The organism is Woronichinia naegeliana WA131 (assembly GCA_025370055.1).
Classification (GTDB): Bacteria; Cyanobacteriota; Cyanobacteriia; order Cyanobacteriales; family Microcystaceae; genus Woronichinia; species Woronichinia naegeliana.
In genome coordinates, this window is the sequence record CP073041.1 from 3,330,546 (window position 1) to 3,349,145 (window position 18,600).

General features: G+C 42.5%; 18 protein-coding genes and 2 pseudogenes. 11 read left to right on the forward strand and 9 right to left on the reverse strand.

All coding sequences use genetic code 11. The features are described 5' to 3' along the window. Positions 1-109: 109 nt before the first annotated feature. Positions 110-256, forward strand: coding sequence for a hypothetical protein (locus tag KA717_16825; protein UXE64041.1), 147 nt, complete (start codon positions 110-112; stop codon positions 254-256). Between the two features lie 66 nt (positions 257-322). After that, positions 323-1,057 (forward strand): hypothetical protein, encoded by a 735-nt coding sequence (locus KA717_16830; GenBank protein UXE64042.1) that lies wholly within the window; start codon positions 323-325, stop codon positions 1,055-1,057. 161 nt (positions 1,058-1,218) lie between these two features. Here the strand turns inward: KA717_16830 and KA717_16835 are convergent, their stop codons facing one another. Together KA717_16835 and KA717_16840 are read right to left on the reverse strand one after the other, a co-directional pair. Beyond that, positions 1,219-1,485, reverse strand: a complete 267-nt coding sequence (locus KA717_16835; GenBank protein ID UXE64690.1) for a GNAT family N-acetyltransferase — start codon at positions 1,483-1,485, stop codon at positions 1,219-1,221. Between the two features lie 318 nt (positions 1,486-1,803). After that, positions 1,804-2,616 carry a Tab2/Atab2 family RNA-binding protein gene (locus KA717_16840; protein UXE64043.1) on the reverse strand — a complete coding sequence of 271 codons (813 nt, stop codon included), beginning with the start codon at positions 2,614-2,616 and terminating at the stop codon, positions 1,804-1,806. Positions 2,617-2,693: 77 nt separating this feature from the next. On the opposite strand from KA717_16840, the gene rimM reads away from it, so the two are divergent. Beyond that, entirely contained in the window at positions 2,694-3,323 is a 630-nt protein-coding gene (gene rimM / locus KA717_16845; GenBank protein UXE64044.1) for a ribosome maturation factor RimM, read from the forward strand. A gap of 35 nt (positions 3,324-3,358) precedes the next feature. Beyond that, positions 3,359-4,081 carry a 2-phosphosulfolactate phosphatase family protein gene (locus tag KA717_16850; GenBank protein UXE64045.1) on the forward strand — a complete coding sequence of 241 codons (723 nt, stop codon included), beginning with the start codon at positions 3,359-3,361 and terminating at the stop codon, positions 4,079-4,081. Positions 4,082-4,137: 56 nt separating this feature from the next. On the opposite strand, the pseudogene KA717_16855 reads toward KA717_16850, so the two are convergent. Continuing rightward, a pseudogene (locus tag KA717_16855) lies at positions 4,138-5,419 on the reverse strand (ISKra4 family transposase). Between the two features lie 154 nt (positions 5,420-5,573). Here KA717_16855 and KA717_16860 point away from each other — a divergent pair. Continuing rightward, positions 5,574-7,031 carry an O-antigen ligase domain-containing protein gene (locus KA717_16860; GenBank protein UXE64046.1) on the forward strand — a complete coding sequence of 486 codons (1,458 nt, stop codon included), beginning with the start codon at positions 5,574-5,576 and terminating at the stop codon, positions 7,029-7,031. A 5-nt stretch (positions 7,032-7,036) separates the two neighbouring features. On the opposite strand, the gene KA717_16865 is transcribed toward KA717_16860, so the two are convergent. Both KA717_16865 and dxr read right to left on the reverse strand, forming a co-directional pair. Beyond that, on the reverse strand, positions 7,037-7,246 hold the full coding sequence (locus KA717_16865; GenBank protein UXE64047.1) for a hypothetical protein: 210 nt from the start codon (positions 7,244-7,246) through the stop codon (positions 7,037-7,039). A 61-nt stretch (positions 7,247-7,307) separates the two neighbouring features. Then, the gene (dxr, locus tag KA717_16870; protein ID UXE64048.1) at positions 7,308-8,504 is read right to left on the reverse strand and encodes a 1-deoxy-D-xylulose-5-phosphate reductoisomerase; all 1,197 of its coding nucleotides are present in this window, start codon (positions 8,502-8,504) and stop codon (positions 7,308-7,310) included. A gap of 248 nt (positions 8,505-8,752) precedes the next feature. On the opposite strand from dxr, the gene KA717_16875 reads away from it, so the two are divergent. Both KA717_16875 and KA717_16880 read left to right on the forward strand, forming a co-directional pair. After that, a complete protein-coding gene (locus tag KA717_16875; GenBank protein UXE64049.1) occupies positions 8,753-8,848 on the forward strand; it encodes a photosystem I reaction center subunit XII in 96 nt (31 codons plus the stop codon). 92 nt (positions 8,849-8,940) lie between these two features. Continuing rightward, positions 8,941-9,321 carry a hypothetical protein gene (locus KA717_16880; GenBank protein UXE64050.1) on the forward strand — a complete coding sequence of 127 codons (381 nt, stop codon included), beginning with the start codon at positions 8,941-8,943 and terminating at the stop codon, positions 9,319-9,321. A gap of 108 nt (positions 9,322-9,429) precedes the next feature. Here KA717_16880 and KA717_16885 read toward each other — a convergent pair whose 3' ends face one another. Then, entirely contained in the window at positions 9,430-9,684 is a 255-nt protein-coding gene (locus KA717_16885) for a hypothetical protein (protein UXE64051.1), read from the reverse strand. Between the two features lie 293 nt (positions 9,685-9,977). On the opposite strand from KA717_16885, the gene hemF reads away from it, so the two are divergent. Both hemF and menB read left to right on the forward strand, forming a co-directional pair. Continuing rightward, positions 9,978-11,018, forward strand: a complete 1,041-nt coding sequence (gene hemF / locus KA717_16890; GenBank protein ID UXE64691.1) for an oxygen-dependent coproporphyrinogen oxidase — start codon at positions 9,978-9,980, stop codon at positions 11,016-11,018. Between the two features lie 51 nt (positions 11,019-11,069). Continuing rightward, positions 11,070-11,903, forward strand: a complete 834-nt coding sequence (gene menB / locus KA717_16895) for a 1,4-dihydroxy-2-naphthoyl-CoA synthase (protein UXE64052.1) — start codon at positions 11,070-11,072, stop codon at positions 11,901-11,903. Positions 11,904-11,914: 11 nt separating this feature from the next. On the opposite strand, the gene KA717_16900 is transcribed toward menB, so the two are convergent. Then, positions 11,915-12,163 (reverse strand): hypothetical protein, encoded by a 249-nt coding sequence (locus KA717_16900; GenBank protein ID UXE64053.1) that lies wholly within the window; start codon positions 12,161-12,163, stop codon positions 11,915-11,917. A gap of 1,041 nt (positions 12,164-13,204) precedes the next feature. On the opposite strand from KA717_16900, the gene KA717_16905 reads away from it, so the two are divergent. Beyond that, on the forward strand, positions 13,205-15,205 hold the full coding sequence (locus KA717_16905; protein UXE64054.1) for a ComEC family competence protein: 2,001 nt from the start codon (positions 13,205-13,207) through the stop codon (positions 15,203-15,205). Between the two features lie 303 nt (positions 15,206-15,508). Then, positions 15,509-16,844, forward strand: a pseudogene (locus KA717_16910) (IS5 family transposase). An 836-nt stretch (positions 16,845-17,680) separates the two neighbouring features. Here the strand turns inward: KA717_16910 and KA717_16915 are convergent. After that, positions 17,681-17,998, reverse strand: coding sequence for a transposase (locus KA717_16915; GenBank protein UXE64055.1), 318 nt, complete (start codon positions 17,996-17,998; stop codon positions 17,681-17,683). After that, positions 17,976-18,584 carry a transposase gene (locus KA717_16920; protein ID UXE64056.1) on the reverse strand — a complete coding sequence of 203 codons (609 nt, stop codon included), beginning with the start codon at positions 18,582-18,584 and terminating at the stop codon, positions 17,976-17,978. Before KA717_16920 ends, KA717_16915 begins: the two co-directional genes overlap by 23 nt. Between the last annotated feature and the right edge of the window lie 16 nt (positions 18,585-18,600).

The window sequence follows — 18,600 nt, forward strand, 5'->3', positions numbered from 1 at the left end:
ACGAGTCTTCAGGCTTTCAGGCATGGTAGTACACATAGAATTGCCCCAAAAACCCCCTTTGAAATGTTCTTTAAATCCCTAAAAGGCTTGCTGTATCTAAAACTGAGAATTGCTGGCCCCGCCCAAAGAGGATAGCCAAATTGCAACAGTGGGAATAGGATTAGATAGAACCTGTATGCTGATAGGCGAAGATGGCTACCGTGAAGCAATGGTGGGAACCTGGTTGACTGACAAAACATGGATCACTAACCCCTGAAACCCTTAGCTGACAAGGATTACAGGCGAGACAAAGCCATAAAACGATCTTGATCACCTAAAACCCTTGCTAGAAGGGGCTTTGAGTGGCATCAAGGCAAACTTTTGTCAGTCAATCAGGGTGGGAACCCTTTCCCTATACGATAGTGAGGGAGAACGTCAACAGACAATTTATCTAGGTGCGGCACCAGAGTATGGAAAAAAGAGTTTTCTAGAAAGATTGGAAAGAGAAATTGAGCGAGCGAAAAACCGTTATCCAGAGGCAAAATTGGTCGGTATAGCAGATGGTGCAGAATCAAATTGGAAGTTTTTAGAAAAGCAAACGGAAGAACAGATATTAGATTTCTATCATGCCTCTGGTTACTTAGGTGCCTTGGCAGAAGCGTTGCATCCGAATACCGTGTCAAAACAAAAAGAATGGTTGACTGAAAATTGTCGAGAACTCAAGCATGAAAAAGGAAAAGCAGGAGAACTGCTAAATCTGATGAAAGAAGTCAAAGAGGAAAAAAGTCATTCTAAGAATCTTACCGAGAAACTACAAGCGGCGATTACTTATTACGAGAATCATCAGCATCAAATGGATTATGCTGAATACTTAGAGAAAAAGTATCCGATTGGTTCAGGTGTTACGGAAGCAGCTTGTAAGACGTTGGTCAAACAACGATTATGTTGTTCAGGGATGCGATGGAAGGAAAAAGGAGCAGGAATTATTTTGAGCCTACGAGCTTTGGTATTGACCAAGGAACGATGGAGTCAATTTTGGGCAAAACTTGATCAATATGGGTTCCCTGTAGAACCCTGATTACAACAGCTTTTATCAACTAAAGGTCGCACCCCAATCTATTTTCTAAAGGCGATCGCTCTTCCTATGAGTCGTTATTCTTAGGCGATCGCATTAACAATCTATCTCCTCAAGGCGATCGCTATTACGATGAGTCGTGGTTTTTAGGCGATCGCTTTAAGCTAGTTCAGCTTCTTACGGAAAACGATTTTGTCAACTCCAGCCGCATAAAACTCTCGGATTCGCGCTTCTTCCTCATACCCACTCTTGCGATAGAACTCCCTAACGTACTCAAAGTCATCCGTTCCAGAAGTTTCTACCAGCAATACACGTTCACCTTTTTCCGTTAACATCTTCTCAACATATTGCAGCATTGACTTCCCGCACCCCTGTCTCTGATGATGAGGATGCACAGCGATTAAATATAAATTCCATGTTCCCTCAGTCATTCTTTCTGGAGCTACATATGCCACACTCACTGGCTCGTTATCGTAGTCAGTAAACTAGAATTCTTGAGTTTTAGCTTTATCGTTGAAGTGGTCAAAAAGCATTTGAGAGAGATCCTCTGTTTGACTTGGCTCGAATAGACCAGTCGCCTCTGCTAAAGCGATCAATGCTGTTGTGTCATCTTGTGTAATTAGTCTAATCATCGTAAATCCTGTTTACATCACAACAGTTATCATAATACAAACATAACAACTGTTATGATAAAGTGTTATTGGTTGGGCGATCGTATTTTTGGCGTGAGTGGTTAGGCGATCGCGTTTTTATGGTTCAGTTTGTAATAGCCAAAAGCCAGTATAAGTAGCTCCAGAATTATCCGGCTGAATCAGTAAAAAATGTAAATGATGGACAACTGCTTTGCGTTGTTCAAAGAGAGTCGCTCCCTGAGCCACTTCAGGATCAGCAAAAGTCGCTAAGATCCAACGATCCATTAATCCAGCTTCTAAAACTAAGCCACCGGATTGCCCTATTTCTGTGGCTTGATAATTTAAACTCACAGGACTAATATCTGCTAACCATTGACATAAATAACGAGCTTGCCGACCTGCATAGATGATACTCCCTGGAATGGGAAGCTCCGCCACTAATTCTCGACACAGGGATAAATAAGCTTCTGGCATGGAACGATAGGGAATAGGGGCATCACCAAATGAGGTGAGCAAAGATTCTACTGATAGGGTGGCAAAACACCATTGTTCTCCCCAGAGATTTTCTGGCAGGGGTTGGGGCGGTGGAACATCTAAGACTAAGGCTTGGTTTCCATAGCGTTTTTGTAGTAAAGCTTTTAGCATTGTTGTCTGGCGCGTGGCCACAATCTCCAATCCAAGTTGCTCTCCTGCGAGTTTAAATAGGTTTAAGGATTGAGGGCGAAAGACCTGAATAGCAGTGGGTTTTCCTTCGGTCAGTAATGACTCTAGCTGAACGATTAACCAAGCACTACTGGCTTGGGACTGGGGACAGGATTTTTCACAGAGAACATTCCCCTGAATATCGCAAAGTATTAACTCCCAGAGAATTTCTTCTCCATTACGATGAGCAACGGCATGTTTATAAAAGTCAGCTTGCCAAAGGGTCATAATTATCGGGTTTTGACAAAATTTTAACAAACTAAACGTTAAGATGAAAAACTGTCAGTGACGAATAAGAAGGGGCAATGAGCAATCAACCGGAGCAAGAACAGTGGCTAGAGATTGGCACAATTGTTGCCGCCCAAGGGATTCAGGGAGAATTGAGAGTTTTATCTAGTTCGGATTTTCCTGAGCGTTTTACTCGTAAGGGCAACCTTTGGCTGCGATCGCCCCACCATGAAGCCCCCCAAGCCTTTACCCTTAAATCGGGACGGGCAGTACCAGGCAAGAATCTGTTTGTGATTAGATTGGCTGAAGTAACGGATCGCAATCAAGCTGAAGCTTTAAAAGACTATACCCTGCTCATTACCGCCAGCGATCGCCTCCCCCTAGAGGAGAATGAATATCATGTGGCGGATCTGATCAATCTGAAGGCCTATCATCATCTCACCGGCGAATTAATCGGTATGGTGAAAGATGTTTATTTCGCTGGCAATGACTTATTAGTTATTCAGTTAGAAGAACAATACTTTCCTCCAAAGCCAGCCAGTAACGAGGAAAATACCGTACCTCTGCCCCCTCAACCGGCGTTGATCCCTTTTGTGCAGTCCATTGTTCCCGTCGTGGATCTCCCTAATCAACGTCTAGAAATAATGCCTCCTGACGGTTTACTGGAACTATTTTGTGGGCAACCATTGATCGATACGATAGAGTAGTTTTATTTTCTAACCTTACTTTTTCCCAACATATAGTGAAAATCTTTGTCTATCACACCCCGGAACTGACTCCTCCTGAAAGCTTACCGGATTGTGCTGTTGTTATTGATGTTTTGCGAGCGACTAGCACGATTGCCACGGCCTTGAGCGTGGGGGCTGAAGCGGTTCAGACTTTTAGTGATTTATCGGAGCTAATGGCTGTCAGTGAACAATGGCCTTCAGACAAACGACTACGGGCTGGAGAAAGGGGAGGAGCAAAAGTAGAAGGCTGTGATTTAGGCAATTCTCCCCTCGATTGTACACCGACATTAATGGCGGATAAACGTCTTTTTTTAACGACGACCAATGGCACTAGGGCCCTACAGCGCGTTCAAGATTGTTCTTCGGTGATTACAGCGGCCATGATTAATCGTCAAGCGGCGGTGAACTATCTTTTAGAGAAAAAATTTGCAACGATTTGGTTGCTGGGATCGGGTTGGGAAGGTGGTTATTCCCTCGAAGATACGGTCTGTGCTGGCGCGATCGCCTGTTTATTATCAAAAGCTCAGGATTTTACTGTTGGCAATGATGAAGTTATTGCGGCGATCGCCCTTTATCAACAATGGCAAGATCAATTATTAGACCTCTTTCAGCAGGCTAGTCATGGACAGCGGTTACTCAAACTAAACTGTGACGAAGATCTGAAATATTGTGCAACCTTAGATTCTTTGGATATTTTACCCCGACAAAAATCTCCTGGTGTTTTAGTAAAATTTTGAGCAAAATTGAGACATCTCGGATGGGTGCGACCTTTAGTTGATAAAAGCTGTTGTAATCAGGGTTCTACAGGGAACCCATATTGATCAAGTTTTGCCCAAAATTGACTCCATCGTTCCTTGGTCAATACCAAAGCTCGTAGGCTCAAAATAATTCCTGCTCCTTTTTCCTTCCATCGCATCCCTGAACAACATAATCGTTGTTTGACCAACGTCTTACAAGCTGCTTCCGTAACACCTGAACCAATCGGATACTTTTTCTCTATGTATTCAGCATAATCCATTTGATGCTGATGATTCTCGTAATAAGTAATCGCCGCTTGTAGTTTCTCGGTAAGATTCTTAGAATGACTTTTTTCTTCTTTGACTTCTTTCATCAGATTTAGCAGTTCTCCTGCTTTTCCTTTTTCATGCTTGAGTTCTCGACAATTTTCAGTCAACCATTCTTTTTGTTTTGACACGGTATTCGGATGCAACGCTTCTGCCAAGGCACCTAAGTAACCAGAGGCATGATAGAAATCTAATATCTGTTCTTCCGTTTGCTTTTCTAAAAACTTCCAATTTGATTCTGCCCCGTCTGCTATCCCGACCAATGTTGCCTCTGGATAACGGTTTTTCGCTCGCTCAATTTCTCTTTCTAATCTTTCTAGAAAACTCTTTTTTCCATACTCTGGTGCCGCACCTAGATAGATTGTATGTTGACGTTCGCCTTCACTATCGTATAGGGAAACGGTTCCCACCATTGCTTCACGGTAGCCATCCTCACACATCAGCATACAGGTTCCATCTAATCCTATTCCCACTGTTGCAATTTGGCTATCCTCCTTGGGCGGGGCATAACTCCACGCTTCTTCTTTTGCCTGTACCACACTTCCTACTGCTTCACTCAATCTTTGGATATAGGATAGCGCTACTTTTCTACCATGATTTTCTAATAAATCATTTTTCACCTCTTTGCCTGCCATCCCTGACATTTTTGAGGATACCTGTTTTGCCAATAATGGCGTTGATGTTATGATTATCCTTGCTTCTCTTTCTAAGGGGCAATACGTTTTTCCTCAAAGGTGAACGCTGATATACATGACGATTCACTATAACCTCACCATAAGGTGTTTGATATTCTTTCGGTTGCTCTCCCTTACTCTTCCAGATTTCTTCACCGATTTTTAAGGGTGAACCATCTGTATCTAAATATTTCAAGGCTTCTTTGCTGGCGATGCAACCTACTTCGTTTAAGCCTTTTTGAATATTTATTTCTGTATCCAACATTGAACGACTTAGTTCTAATGTTAGTTCTATTTTTATCTTTGAACCCTCTACATTAATTAGTTTTGCTGTCATCATTGTTTCCTCTTTGTCACTTTTCATCTCATGTTAACACTTTTCTTTTCCTTCATCAACTAAAGGTCACACCCTCTCGGATCAACTTCGATCATCACCCTATTGACAGTCAATGCTTTTATCCGCGATCGCAGAGCCTAGCTCTAGCTAAGACATGAGTCCTCAAGCCCAACTGGTGATGCTGCTATGGCTTCCCGTCATTTTCTACTTATTTTCTCGTTATCCCTCCCAAAAAGCCATCCTTCTGAGTTTCATCGGCGGACTCTTATTTTTACCCCAAAGAGCCGGATTTAAACTACCACTCATTCCAGATTATGAAGGAATGGTTGCCACTTGCTATGGCATTTTAATTGCAACTTTTATTTACGATTCTCAACGTTTCAATGACTTTAAATGGCAATGGATTGATCTGCCAATGGTCTGTTGGTGTATCTGCCCAATGTTCTCTTCGCTGACCAATGATTTAGGAGCCTATGACGGCTTTAATGGTGCTTTAGAACAAACTGCGGTGTGGGGATTACCCTATCTACTCGGAAGACTCTACCTCGGAAATTTAGACGGACTCAAGGAATTAGCCTTAACCATGTTGAAAGGGGGCATCATTTATACTCCCCTTTGCCTTTATGAAATCAAAATGAGTCCGGTTTTTCATCTCATCATTTATGGTTATTACGCCCATCCTTCTGGAAATAGTCAAGCCTCACGGGGCAGCACTTGGCGACCGAGCGTTTTCATGGAACATGGTTTGGTGGTTGCCATGTTTATGTTTACCGTCACCTTAATTGCCATTTGGTTATGGCAGTCTAAAACAGTTAAGGAAATTTGGGGACAGTCGATTCAAACCTGGTCAATTATCCTCGTTTTGACTTTTATTTTAATGAAATCTTCTGGCAGTTATGGCTATTTAATTTATGGTTTGATCATTCTATTTGTTGCTAAGTTTGTTAAGTCTAATATTCCTCTCTTTTTATTAATTTTCATAATTGTTTATTATCTTTATTTGGGAGTAACTGGAAATTTTAATGGAGAGGCGATCGTGGACTGGATTAGCAAAACCTATAGTCCTGATCGTGCCTACTCTTTGGGATATCGTTTGAAGAATGAAGAGGTTCTAAGAGTTAAAGCCCAGGAGAGGATGCTGTTTGGTTGGGGCGGTTGGGGCAGAAATCGTATCTATGAATATAACTGGCGTGGGGAATTGGTCGATGTTTCAGTCACGGATAGTTTATGGATTATTGTCTTTGGCATTAATGGGGTATTCGGTTTAGTAAGTATTACCACTAGCCTTTTACTTCCGGTTGTTGTCTTTGCTCAATTTCGTTACCCCCCTAAAACCTGGTTTCATCCCAAGGTTGCGCCCTCTGCTGTCCTCGCTGTTTGTTTAAGTTTATTCATGTTGGATTGTTTGCTCAATGTAACGACAAATCCCACCTTTCCTCTAATTTGTGGCGGCATTTCGGGGTTAGTTGTCAAGGAACCTGAATCCCTTACTAGTGAAAATAAAGTTTCTAAAAAGTCAGTGCTGAAAAAGCTAACCAACAAGGGGGGAGTAAGAAGACAGCCGTTCCCTAAAAAAAGATCCTTTGGCAATCGTCATCCTCGTCTATTATGAATCCATTAACGTTTACCCCAACTGGAAATCAATTGTGGTAAATGCAAGATTTCTTCCCATAGTTTTTGGGGACTAATACCAAAAGCAAATTGTAAAATTAAAACGATCGCCGCAATCAGAAAAGCTGTCTTAAGACTAACCTTAATAACCTTAAAAAGCCAAGTAAAAACTAACCAGGCAACCAAAATCGCGCCAATAACTAAAACGATTTCCATTGATCATCACTGCCAAAATCACTGGGACTTATTTTAATCTATCAAATTTAGCTATCAAATTTTAAACCATTGAAATTAGGCGATCGCCATTATTTAAAGTTTGACTAGCCGTAAGCACATTTTCCCTGGCCCATTGATCCGCCGCCAAAATATCCGATAAACTGGGAGTGCTAGTATTTTGAGTTGCAAAGCGATCGCAGGCCATCTCAATTAAACGGGGAATATCTAGAAAAGCAATTTTTTCCTCTAAAAAAAGAGCCACAGCCTGTTCATTGGCTGCATTTAACACAGCCGGCATGGCCCCACCCGCCCGACCAGCACTATAGGCTAATTGCATACAAGGATATTTCTGATGATCGGGTTCTCGAAAAGTTAAACTACCGGCTTTCACTAAGTCTAGGGTTTCCCAATTGGTATAGAGGCGATCGGGCCAGGACAGTGAGTAGAGCAAGGGTAAACGCATATCTGGCCAACCCAACTGTGCCAAAACTGAGGTATCTTGTACTTCAATAAGAGAATGAATAATACTTTGGGGATGAATGACAATATCAATGGCACCGTAATCTACGCCAAACAGAAAATGGGCTTCAATGACTTCCAATCCCTTATTCATCAAGGTAGCCGAATCAACAGTAATTTTACGACCCATCGACCAGTTGGGATGTTTAAGGGCATCCTGTACCGTTACATAGGGTAACTGTTCCACTGACCAATCTCGAAAAGCTCCCCCCGAAGCCGTTAAAACAATGCGTCGCAAGCCCCCTGGGGGAACGCCCTGTAAACATTGGAAAATCGCAGAATGTTCTGAGTCAGCCGGTAATAATTTCACCCCCTGTTTTTCCACTAAAGGCAAAACCACTGGCCCACCCGCAATTAAGGTTTCTTTATTCGCTAAGGCAATATCTTTTCCGGCTTCAATAGCGGCGATCGTGGGTAACAGTCCGGCGCAACCCACAATGCCTGTCACCACCGTTTGAGCATCTCCATAGCGTGCCAATTCTACTATTCCCGCTTCTCCCGTCACAAAAATAGGGATTTGCTCTAATCCAGTTAAGGCTTCTTTGAGGAGATCTAACAAGTTTGGGTCACGAATCGCGACGATTTCTGGATGAAACTGACGAATTTGCTCTGCGAGTAACGTAATATTGCTCCCCGCCGCTAGGCCCACCACCTGAAATTGCTCAGGATATTGGGAAACAATATCAAGGGTTTGTGTACCGATGGAGCCAGTTGAGCCAAGAATAGAGATGCGTTTCACAATAGTTGTTTAAACGGGGATGTCATCTAGTCTAAAGGGATAGGGATCATCTGGGAAGATTGGGGAGACTGGGGGATGGGGAGACTGGGGGATGGGGAGACTGGGAGGCTGGGAGATGGGGAGATGGGGAGATGGGAAAAATGAAGAAAGTTGAAGACTTGTAACAAGATATTTCCTAAATGGTCGCTCATGTTGCAAAGTTATGATGAAAGCTGTTAAACCGTTTCTATTTTAGGAGTCAAGTTATCATGGCATTATCTGATACTCAGGTTCTGGTAGCATTAGTGATCGCTTTGTTACCGGCTATTCTAGCGTTTCGGTTGTCAACGGAACTTTACAAATAGAACTCCGTCTCACTCTGGATAGCTAAAGTTCTAGGGCGTATGACCTGCGCCCTTTTAGGACTTCCTAAGATCTTCATTTTTGTCTTCTATCTATGACTGCTCGTTCTCTCCAGACTGCACCCTTACGTCGTTCAACGGCTGCCCGTCGTCGTAGTCGCCCTCAAACTGCTCTCTCGCCGGAACATCGATGGGTCGTAGCGGAAATTGTCTTTAAGATGGGTCTTAATGGTATTTTACTGATGGGTGCGATCGCTGCCTTAGTTCGTTTGTTACCCTACCAGCAGGTCCAACAGGCGAAACTAGAAGAAGTACAGATGCAGGTACAAGAAACGCAACAAAGAGTAGCGGAATTGCGAATGGATTTTAATCGTAGCTTTGATCCTCAAGAATCTCGCAAAATTATGGAGGAACAAACTCCCCGCCTTTTTCCGAACCAACGTCATATTATTCTGACGGAACCCAGTAAGAAATAATTTAGTAAAACCCCCAACAAACCTCAGGGAATTTGTTTCGTTACTAAAATCCCTGGGTTTTTGGTCGCAATCCGACAATGGGGTACTCTGATGTCTGAAATTAGCAATTTAAAGTTGATCGAATTTTTCCGCGACTAACAAACCTTGATTGACTTTTTCCGTGACTAAACGGCGATAGAGTTGTAATTCCTGGTAAAGCAGTTCAGGACTAGGATTCCCAGCTAAGGCGGCAGCGCGAAGACTCTGTTCTTCAGCCTTGGAAATCACATTGTCGGCGATCGCTTTTTCAATTAAAGTATGCAGTCTGGCTAGTTCTTGTTGCTCTTCTGGGGTTAAATCTTGTCCGTGACGAGTAATTTCCATTACTTTAATCCTCCTTAAGACAATAAAAATGTTATCGGAATCTATACATCTGATATTGTAAGGCAATTAAACTGTTCTCCTCATTGAATCTTCAGAGTCTCTTAATAAAAATAGCTTAGTCTTAGCGTCGTGAGTGCCTTGATTGGCAGAAAGTTTACTAGACGGAAGGTTCCCCAAGCCGTAGAGTAATAAAAGTGCTAATCCCATTTTTCTTGCCGATTCTGTGGGGGGACATTGGGGTTGTATCTCATTCTTTACTATTCAATGACCAGTTTTTTCAGTTGTTAAATACTATGACCGTTTCTGCCGTTAGTGATCCCCAAACCTCTGTTCAACCTTCTTTACCGCCGGCTGATGCGAAAACCAGAGTCAGCCAGTTCATGCAATCTATTCAGGATGAAATTTGTCAAGGCTTAGAACAATTAGATGGCAAGGGACACTTTCGGGAAGATAGTTGGCAAAGAGAAGAGGGGGGCGGCGGGCGATCTCGGGTGTTGCAGAATGGTGGTTTCCTAGAACAAGGCGGCGTTAACTTTTCGGAAGTTTGGGGCAAAGAACTACCACCATCCATTTTAAAACAACGTCCTGAGGCGGCGGGGCATGGCTTTTATGCAACCGGAACCTCAATGGTATTGCATCCCTACAATCCCTATGTACCAACTGTGCATTTGAATTATCGCTATTTTGAAGCGGGGCCAGTGTGGTGGTTTGGTGGCGGGATTGATCTCACCCCCTACTATCCTTTTGCCGAAGATGCAGCCCATTTCCATCGCACCCTGAAAGCTGCCTGCGATCAAACCAATCCAGAATTTTATCCCGTTTTTAAACCCTGGTGTGATGAATATTTTTATTTGAATCATCGTCAGGAAATGCGGGGTATTGGTGGCATTTTCTTTGATTACCAGGATGGTCGTTCGCCCCTTTATCGTGGCCCCCATGCGGATAAGGCCGCCGCACAGTATAGCAATCAACTGGCCCCGATTCAGCCCCTAGATTGGGAAAATCTGTTCCAATTTGCTCAAAACTGCGCCCAAGCTTTTTTACCGGCCTATAGTCCCATTGTCGAAAAACGACGCAATACAGAATACGGCGATCGCCAACGACAATTTCAACTCTATCGTCGAGGTCGTTATGTGGAATTTAACCTGGTCTATGATCGAGGCACGATTTTTGGTCTGCAAACCAATGGCCGCACTGAATCTATCTTGATGTCCTTACCACCCTTGGTTCGTTGGGAATATGCGTATCAACCAGCGGCCAATTCCCCAGAAGCAGAGTTAACCGAACGCTTTTTAGTTCCTCAAGATTGGGCTAACTGGAAAGCCAGTCATTAGTTTTATCTTTTCTTAAGCCTTCACTAACCCGCTAACCCCCAATGAATCTCCATGCAACCTGATTGGCAAGTCGCTAAAGTTTACGAAGATATTTTCTATCACAAATGGGAAGGTATCGCTAAAATTACGATCAATCGTCCCCATAAACGCAATGCTTTTCGCCCGAAAACGGTCATTGAAATGTACGATGCTTTTTGGGATGCCAGGGAAGATGCTCAAATTGGCGTGATCCTATTGACAGGAGCGGGGCCCCATACCGATGGTAAATATGCCTTTTGTTCCGGTGGTGATCAATCGGTGCGGGGAGAAGCAGGTTACATCGATGAAGCGGGAACCCCTCGTTTAAATGTCCTGGATCTACAACGGCTAATTCGATCTCTGCCCAAAGTGGTGATTGCTCTAGTGGCGGGTTATGCGATCGGGGGAGGTCATGTTCTGCATTTGGTGTGTGATCTGACGATCGCTGCCGACAACGCTATTTTTGGACAAACAGGGCCGAAGGTGGGAAGTTTTGATGGTGGCTTTGGCTCTAGCTATCTAGCTCGCATTGTCGGCCAGAAAAAAGCACGAGAAATTTGGTATCTCTGCCGTCAATATAGTGCGGAACAGGCCCTGGCAATGGGATTGGTCAACACTGTTGTACCGATTGAAGCCCTAGAGGCAGAGGGCATTCAGTGGGCGCAGGAAATTCTGAGTAAAAGTCCGTTGGCCATTCGTTGTCTGAAAGCAGCCTTTAATGCAGACTGTGACGGTCAGGCTGGCTTACAGGAATTGGCCGGTAATGCAACACTACTTTATTACATGACCGAAGAGGGTAGTGAAGGAAAACAGGCTTTCCTTGAAAAGCGTTCCCCCAATTTTCAACAATATCCTTGGCTTCCTTAAAAAAAATTTAATTAATGACCGGCGATCGCCGAAGATTCTACGGGAACAACTTCGGTAACACGGTCATCGCTATAGGATAATGCTAAAGATTGCTCAAGCCGAACCACATCTTCCAGATTTTCCCAAGCCGTTGCAAAAGGACGGACTGCCAAAGCGCAAGCCTTCCATTCGCCACGCACCGGAACACTGAGTTGATTACATAGCCCACCCCGTCGCCCTCCCGCCTGATAATAGCGGCAGTACCGGCAAGAAGAAGTCATAAAATTAGCGTTTTTCATCGGTATCTCTAAAAAAATAATTTTTATGCGTCACTTAATAATGTCTCGTCTATACCCATTTATTATCCTCTATCCCTCAAATCACTTCTTTGGGGTTATAAGGGAGATTAGGTAAGGATTTCAGTGATCCCCGTCAAAAAAATCTCTTTAGCTTCTTTTAATAATCCTTTTACAATTCGATACAATGACAAGGCAATCCACTTACCTTCCCAGTAAATAAAAATGAATTATACCGACAGTCTCCGTCAAAGAAAGCATTGGGGATCAAGTCTAACTGGCTTATAAATGAGACAACTATCATAGTTTATAGAAACTAGTCGCTTAAGGGTTATAGCTAAAATCAATAGCATTATTCAAATTTGTCTATTTCAAAATCTCAGAAAAATTTTGGTTTGTTGTATTAAATGCTACAGATAAATTTTAAAAATATTAGTCCCTTAGCTGTAAAAACAGCTTTCATCAAAACCTAGGGAAATGCCAAAGAAGGGGCTATTCTGGGAAAGAGTAGGTATAGTAACTGGGCAGAATTTACCGCCATTAATGAGACTTACTTCCGTGCAAACGTCCTGCTAAACGCCCTTGGCAGCTTTTAAAGCCCTGCTAATTACTTAAATCCTTTTTTCCCTATTGGCAAGATTTACTAGTAATAAATACTCAGTGACCAGGCTTGATCTTTAAAGATAAAGAATTTAGAGACTTTGTTGTGATTGATTGGCTTGACTCACGAACAATGCAAAAAGTTCTTTCCCCGTATTGAACAACACAGGAATTCTGCCTTATCGTTGATCTGCATCAATATTGCATTAAAGAGGAAAGTAAATAATTACACTCAAAGAAGATTACGAATTGTTAAGCCAAAGGCTCGGCATGGGACATAAAATTAGTCTAGATTTCTTTCTATAAAATGCTTTTTCTCTAAATGCCATGCAGGTCAGAGCCACAATTATCTGTCTTGTTTTTATTGGAGGTCTATTCTCTACGGTTCTTTTGGAGAATGATCCCCATTTTGTTCAATGGTTAGGGTTGACCCTGTTTTGGGCCATCATCAGTGTTTTGGCCGGTTTGACATTACCACGTTATTGGCGACGGGGGCCGAGGATGTCTTTTTGGCTCTGTATGGGAATTTTGGCTATCTGTGCAGCGATGTATGGTCAATGGCGTATTCCCCAAGCGAGTCCCCAGGATGTTAGTCAGGTTGTACAGATCTCCGATCGCGGTTCCCAGCCAGTAACCATCACGGGAGAATTGCTAAGTGTGGGCAGAAGCAATCTTCATGATCGACTGCAATTTTGGCTGCGGGGGGAATTGGTACAGATTGATGCCGATCCGCGATTTAAACCGATCGCTGGCCAGGTCTATCTAACCTTGCCGAGGGAAGTGGGAGAAAAGTTCACGCCCTGTCAAAAAGTCAGGGTTCAAGGCATACTCTATCAACCTCCAGGCAGTAAAAATCCAGGGAGTCAGGATTTTCGTCAGTATTTAGCCGGTCAAGGCGTTTTTGCCGGACTCAAAGGAGAAACGGCGGTTCCCATTGGTCAAGGTTTTTGTGGTTTTTCCCAACTGCGATCGCGGATTGTGGATGCCCAGGGTTTATGGTTGCCGAAAACAGAAGGTTCACTGATTAGTTCAATTGTCCTGGGACAAAAAGCAGTGGATTTACCCTACAATCTCCGCAATTTATTTTCCCAAGTAGGTTTATCCCATGTTTTAGCGGCATCAGGATATCAGGTTTCTCTACTAGTGGGTACGACCCTCCTTTTAACCCAAAAATTGTCTCGGCGATCGCGCTTTTGGTTAGGACTGGGGGTTTTACTCTTTTATTTGGGACTGACCGGATTACAGCCTTCGGTTACTAGAGCCGGTTTGATGTGGGTTGGGGTTTTAATCGGGGAATTGTACGAACGTCGGTTGAAAACCTTAGGGGCGTTACTACTGGTGGCCACCTTACTTTTGATCGTTAACCCAATTTGGATCTGGGACTTAGGATTTCAACTCAGCTTTTTAGCCACCTTTGGCATTGTTGTGACCAGTCCCTATTTACAAAGCCAATTCGATTTTTTGCCTCCTAAAATTGCTGAAATAATGGCTGTTCCTCTAGCGGCTTCCGTTTGGACATTACCCCTTATCCTTTATCAATTTAGTGTTTTCGCTCTAGCCGCAATTCCGCTTAATATTCTGGTCAGTCCCCTGATAGAAATAATCAGTTTAGGGGGAGTTATCAGTGCGATCTCCGCCTTAGTTATTCCTCTGGCCGGTAGTGCGATCGCCTGGCTTTTGTATTATCCGACTCACTGGTTAATTCTCCTGGCCCAGACCTTTAAACAGTTTCCAAATGTGGCAGTAGGTAATATTTCTGTCGCAGTTTTGGGGTTAACCTATGGGGCAATGATTTTAATTTGGTTACATCCTGAGTGGCAAAAACGTTGGCCTTGGATAACCGTCGTTTTATTGAGTTTTTTAATTCTACCGTTGTTCTATCAGCAGCTTACCCTGGTACGAGTAACCGTTTTTGATCAAACTTCCCAACCGATTCTGGTCATTCAAAATCCAGGTCAAACCATCGTCATTGAAGACGGCAACTCTGAAACAGAGCAATTCCTTCTCAAACCTTTTTTAGCAGCAGCCGGCATTAATCGCGTAGATTGTCGTCTCAATCTAAACAAGGTGTCTCCCCCGCCCTGTACAGAGTTAACCTGGTTTAGCCAGAATCCTCCCATACTCCAATTATCACTCAAAACCAGACGGTGGTTAGTCTTTCCCTCCACCATTCCTGATGCTCTCCCCGATAGTCTATTCAGACAAATTCCTCCCGATGTTGTGGTTTGGGCGGGTAAGTTAACAACAATCGATGGCTTAGAAAAAATACGTCCCTTAACGGCGATCGCGGTTAGTCCCTACGTCAGTAAAAAGTTAAAGCGTCGGTTAACCAAAAAAGGGATTCAACTCCAGGTCACAGGGCAAGAGGGCACAATACAATGGACACCTCAACAGGGTTTTCAATCGGCGGTTGGTTTTCGAGATTAGGGGACAAATATTTCTTTCGCCTTGAAACTCACTTTTTTCGCGCCTTGAAACTAACTTTTTTTGCTCCTTGAATGAGTTGCAATGCTAAATCATCAGAAGTAAAAGGATTATTTTCTTTGTCCTTATCACTACGATTAGATCGCCCATCAATTTTATCTGACAAACTTTTAATCTTAATTAGGGCTTGCTGAAAAAAGCTGAAACCTTTACGGAGAAAAATAGTAGGCGAATTAAGAACCGCTAGAATGCACGAAAATAGGGTAGAATGCCTCAAAACCATTGCATTAAGAAGAGAGAAAGCAGATGTACCGAAAGCAACAGTACTCAATTGAAACACCAGAAAACTTGAAAAATCTGTTCGGCGGGCAGTTAGACGAAGAAAATCGTTGGATAGAAATGTCAAAAATGATTCTTTGGGAAGAATATGAGGAAGAATATGCAAAAAACTTCACAGAAAAAAAGGAGCCCCAGCCAAATCATTTAGAATGGCATTAGGAGCATTAATTATCAAAGAAATTTCAGGAAAAAGTGACAGAGAAACAGTAGAACAAATAAAAGAGAACCCTTATTTACAGTACTTTATAGGAATGGAAAGCTATAGTAGCAAAGAAGCATTTAATGCGTCAATGATGGTTCATTTTCGTAAAAAAATAGGAATGGAATTAATAAATAAAATTAATAAAGAAATAGAAAAAAAGCGACGGGTGTAGCGTCAGAAAAAAAAGAAAATGAAGGAAAGTTATTGTTAGATGCGACTTGTACACCAGCAGATATAAAATATCCAACGGATATAGGAATATTGAATGATGCCAGAGAAAAAACAGAAAAAATAATAGATAAGCTGTATGAAGAAATAAAAGAGAAAAGGAAAGAAAAGCCGAGGACTTATAGGGAAGTGGCAAGAAAAGAGTACTTAGCCATAGCAAAAAAACGTCGTGTGTCAAAAAAAGAAAGAAGAAAAGGAACAAAAAAACAACTAGGATATATAAAAAGAAACTTGTCTGATATAGAAAAAATGATAGAAGAGGGAGCAAAGTTAGAAAAACTAACGAAAAAAGAGCAAGAAGAGCTTGTAACGATAGGAAAAGTGTATGAGCAACAGTTAGAAATGTATGAAAAAAAGACAAATAAAGTAGAAAACAGAATTGTGAGTGTAAGCCAACCTCACGTGCGTCCAATAGTGCGTGGAAAAGCGGGAAAAGCAGTAGAGTTTGGAGCTAAAATATCGGCAAGTAATGTGAATGGCTTTGTCTTCTTAGACAAATTAAGTTGGGATAATTACAACGAATCGGGAGATTTACAAGCGCGAATAGAAGAATATAAAAGGGAAACAGGATGTTATCCGGAATCGGTTCATGTGGATAAAATCTATCGAACAAAAGCGAATCGAGCTTATTGTAAAGAAAGGGATATAAGAATGAGTGGTCCCCGATTGGGAAGACCGCCGAAAGAGGTGAGCAAAGAAAAAAAGAAAGAGGCACGCTCAGATGAAAGAGTGCGTAATGCCATTGAGGGTAAATTCGGACAGGGAAAGAGGAAATTTAGTCTTGGTCGAGTGATGGCCAAACTACCTGAGACCTCGGAAACGGTAATTGCGATGAACTTTTTGGTAATGAATCTTTCTACTCTACTTCAGAAGACAAAAAGTAAAAAGTTGTAGAGTCGTTTTTCTTGTGAAAAATGGTGTTAATTTTCCTCTCTTTTGTGAGGAGTGATTTGTGTTGACCTTTTTAGACAGAAAGGAACAATAGATTAAACAAAATCTGTATTTTGATTTGTTTCCATAAGGATAAGTTATCTATGCTTTTTCAGTCCATACTTCCCTAACCCACATTTCTTTCGTTTTTTGACTTTTTCAGCAAGCCCTAATTACCCGATCGCCTTCATTCCAAAAGTTATCGTTGAGATCAATTCGATATTTTTTCTTTTCTCCTTCTGAAGTGGGAAGTTTTCCATCTGGATCACGTAATTCTAGAAATAATTCGTTATCCTTATTTTTATCAACATCAAAACCAAAATGTAATTCTTCTAGTTTGAGAGAAATATCTAGGGCTTGCTAAATTTTTCCATCAAATAAGCAAATCATCACGTCCGTTGAGAGGCGATCGCCTCTTAGTAATCCAATTTTATTTTTTTCGTCATCAAAACCATCAATCTGTAAATCTGGCCAACCAGCCACAACTTCAGATCGTAATAAAAAACCTGTAATTTCTTTATTTTTATGCGTTAAAGGATTATTATTTAAATCATTTTTTGCATCAGATTTTTGTACTCGTTTAATGCTAAAAGCTCCATCTAATAAAGATTCAACCCAAAACCAGTCTAGTAGGCTTGGGCGGGAATAGAGCGACCGTTTATCATTGCTTTAATGCCTTGCCTTGATAAGTCCATTTGAAGGGTTTAGCCATAGTGCGATTAAAAGATTCAACCCAAAACCAGTCTAGTAGGCTTGGGCGGGAATAGAGCGACCGTTTATCATTGCTTTAATGCCTTGCCCTGATAAGTCCATTTGAAGGATTTAGCCATAGTGCGATTAAAGTAATCAATGAAGTCAAGGATGCGAGTTTTGAGCTGTTCTCTGCTCATGAAATTGCCTCGTCTGAGTAACTTACTCATCAGCATACTGAACCACATCTCAATTTGATTGAGCCAAGAGCAATGCTTGGGGGTGAAGTGGAAGACAATTTTATGACTGGGCTCTCGCAAAAATTCAGAACGGCTTTGCATTGATTGGAGAATGCCTGATTTTCCTTTGATGCCCAAGTCGGTCTCAAGTCCTTCGACTTGCGCCACCCAAGCCTACTAGTGATTCTGATTGATGGGTGTTCAAGCAATCCATCAGCAGGTGCCACTTGACAGTCTTTGGGTCACTGGCAACCAACTGTTGAACATGATTGAGATAGTCTATCTCAGTGCGCGTGTCTCCCACACTGGCTTGGGCAATCTGACCTGAAACCACATTAAAACTGGCAATTAACGTCTGGGTGCCGTGACGAATATACTCAAATTCTCGCCTTTCTGGTTTGCCAGGTCGCATTGGTTGGGCAGGAGCCTTTCGTTCCAAGGCTTGAATGCCGGTCATCTCATCAATGGAAATTGTCTGTTCTCCCTGTTCTGCTCGCTCCATTGCACTCAGGTAGGTCTGACAAATGTCACTAACTTTCTCATCAAACTCAGGGTCGGGGGGAGGATTTAACCAATATTGCGATTGGTGTGGTTTCAAGTCGGCTTCCGCCAGCAATCGTCCCACATGGCGAGGGGAGATGCTCTCAACAATGCCTTGTTTGAGCATTTCATCCGCCAGTTCCCGCGCTGTCCAATGACTGAGCGGTCGGTCATAATCCGCCGGTGGCTCACAAGCTATACTGAACACGGTCACAAGTTGCGAATTTTAA